Here is a 1,908-nt window from a genome sequence, read left to right on the forward strand (position 1 = left end):
CGGCGTGGTGTTCTACACCCTGCCCGACATCGTGGTGAACATGCAGTCGGCCGACGGCAAGTCGACCTTCCTGAAGCTGAAGCTGACCTTCGAACTGCCCGACCAGGAGACGGCCGACGAGCTGACGCCGAACCTGCCGCGCCTGACCGACATGTTCCAGACCTTCCTGCGCGAACTGCGTCCCGAGGACCTCGCCGGCAGCCAGGGCAGCTACCAGCTGCGCTCCGAACTGCTGCGCCGGGTGAACCTGGTGGCCGCCCCTTCGAAAGTGAACGCCGTCCTGATCGAGGAGATGCTGATCAACTAGTCCTTCGGGCTGGCTGAAGCGAACCATCATGGCAGACGAGATCGACGATCAGGCCGCAATGGCCCAGTGGGCCGCGGAGAACCCTCCGGGGACCTTCGACGCCGCTGGCGGCGGCGAGATGAACAGCTTCGGCGACTTCAGCGGCGGCATGGCCGGCATGGGGGGCTGGGACGACGGCGGTGGCGACGGCATGGGCGCCGAGCGCATCCTGAACCAGGACGAGATCGACAGCCTGCTGGGCTTCGACCTGTCCGGCGACGGCTCCGACGACCGCACCGGCATCCGCGCGATCATCAACTCGGCGCTGGTCAGCTACGAGCGCCTGCCGATGCTGGAAATCGTCTTCGACCGCCTGGTGCGGTTGATGACGACGTCCCTGCGCAACTTCACGTCGGACAACGTCGAGGTCAGCCTCGACAACATCAGCTCGATCCGTTTCGGCGACTATCTGAACTCGATCCCGCTGCCGGCCATCCTGGCGGTGTTCCGGGCCGAGGAGCTGGACAACTACGGCCTGCTGACGGTCGACTCCAACCTGATCTACTCGATCGTCGACGTGCTGCTGGGCGGCCGTCGGGGCACCGCGGCCATGCGCATCGAGGGCCGTCCCTACACGACCATCGAACGCGTGCTGGTGCAGCGGATGGTCGAGGTGGTGCTGAACGACGCCAAGGCCGCCTTCGAACCCCTGCATCCGGTGGCCTTCACCCTGGACCGCCTGGAGACCAACCCGCGCTTCGCCGCCATCGCGCGTCCCGCCAACGCGGCGATCCTGGTCAAGCTGCGCATCGACATGGAAGACCGCGGCGGCCGCATCGAGCTGCTGCTGCCCTACGCCACGCTGGAACCCATCCGGAAGATGCTGCTGCAGCAGTTCATGGGTGAGAAGTTCGGCCGCGACAACATCTGGGAAGGCCACTTGGCCACCGAACTCTGGACCACCCAGATGGAGGTGCGCGCCGTGCTCGACGAGCAGCAGCTGCCGCTTTCCAAGGTGCTGAACCTGCAGGTCGGCGACACGTTGATGCTGAACGCCACGCCCGACAGTCTGGTGGAGTTGCGGGCGGGGTCGATTCCGCTTACCCGCGGCCGGATGGGCCGTCGTAACCATTCCATCGCCATTCGGGCCGACGCCCCGCTGACGCCCGCGGCGAAGAAGGCGGTTCAGAAGCTGAAATGAGCCTGGTCGCGGTCGCCCTGCAGGTCTTTCTGGCGGTGCTCCTGATGGTGGCGCTGGTCTTCGGCTGGCGTCTGGAGCGCAAGCTGAAGGCGCTGCGCGACGCCCAGGACGGTTTCGCCAAGGCCGTGGCCGATCTCGACAACGCCGCCCAGCGCGCCGAGCAGGGTCTCGCCGACCTGCGCGCGGCCACCGACGAGGCCTCCGAATACCTGGCCGACCGCATCGAAAAGGCCAAGGCCCTGGCCGCCCAGCTGGACGATCGCATGACCCGCGCGGCTTCGGCGCCGCGGATCGAGACGCGTGAACCCCGCCAAGAACTGGGCCAGCGCCCGGCTCGCGATCCGCGTGATTTCGTCGCGTCGCAGGCCCCCGAGCCGGCGCCCGCGCCGAGCCCCGCCGGCGGCCGCCGCCTGAGCGCGCA

The 1,908-nt window shown here is 67.8% G+C and carries 2 protein-coding genes and 1 pseudogene; all 3 read left to right on the forward strand.

Annotation, left to right across the window (positions count from 1 at the left end; translation table 11 throughout):
• A pseudogene (fliL, locus tag DMC18_RS23740) lies at positions 1–307 on the forward strand (flagellar basal body-associated protein FliL); the annotation flags it as partial.
• Positions 308–335: 28 nt separating this feature from the next.
• Positions 336–1,487: a flagellar motor switch protein FliM gene (fliM, locus tag DMC18_RS23745; protein WP_110120640.1), complete on the forward strand. Its 1,152-nt coding sequence runs from the start codon at positions 336–338 to the stop codon at positions 1,485–1,487.
• On the forward strand, positions 1,484–1,908 hold a 425-nt coding region (locus DMC18_RS27080; protein ID WP_233248276.1), incomplete at its 3' end, for a DUF6468 domain-containing protein. The genes fliM and DMC18_RS27080, both read left to right, overlap by 4 nt.

It is taken from the genome of Caulobacter sp. D5 (assembly GCF_003185805.1).
In the GTDB taxonomy this organism is placed as follows: domain Bacteria; phylum Pseudomonadota; class Alphaproteobacteria; order Caulobacterales; family Caulobacteraceae; genus Caulobacter.

Excerpts from the sequence above, each read along its gene's own strand:
- fliM (WP_110120640.1), top strand. The coding sequence starts at position 336 with ATGGCAGACGAGATCGACGATCAGGCCGCAATGGCCCAGTGGGCCGCG.